Source organism: Streptomyces murinus (assembly GCF_002154555.1).
In the GTDB taxonomy this organism is placed as follows: domain Bacteria; phylum Actinomycetota; class Actinomycetes; order Streptomycetales; family Streptomycetaceae; genus Streptomyces; species Streptomyces murinus.
Map to the genome: position 1 here is coordinate 1 of NZ_MUNF01001079.1, position 507 is coordinate 507.

Genomic DNA, 507 nt, shown 5'->3' on the forward strand with positions numbered 1-507 from the left:
GTCGGGGTGCGGGTGGTGCGGAGGGTGTCGGCCAGTCGGGGGTTCGCCCGGGTCGCCCCCTACGTGATCCCGGCGCTCGACCGGGGCGTGCACCGGCTCACCCGGGGGCGCAGGCTGCTCAGTACGGCGATGCTGCCCGGCCTGGTCCTCACCTCCACGGGCGCCCGGAGCGGGCTGCCGCGCAGGACGCCGCTGGCGTGCATGCCGGAGGACGGGGCCGGGGGCGGGGCCGGTGCCGGACGGAGCTGGATCCTCGTCGGGTCCAACTTCGGGCGGCCCGGACATCCCGCCTGGACCCACAATCTGCTCGCCCAGCCGCGGGTGTCGATCAGCTGGCGGGGCGCGGACGTGACCGTCACCGCCGTACTTCTGGAGGGGGAGGAGCGGGCGGCGGTGTGGGCGGCGGCCCTCGCGTTCTGGCCGCCGTACGCCGCCTACCAGAAGCGGATCAGCCGGGAGATCAGGCTCTTCCGGCTGACCGAGCGGCCGTCCGGCCGCTGAGCACCC

At 75.9% G+C, this 507-nt stretch carries 1 protein-coding gene; it reads left to right on the top strand.

The window, feature by feature from the left end:
• Positions 1-501, top strand: a 501-nt coding sequence (locus tag CCN72_RS37770) for a nitroreductase family deazaflavin-dependent oxidoreductase (protein WP_107430328.1), incomplete at its 5' end; no start/stop codon positions are given.
• Positions 502-507: the final 6 nt, after the last annotated feature.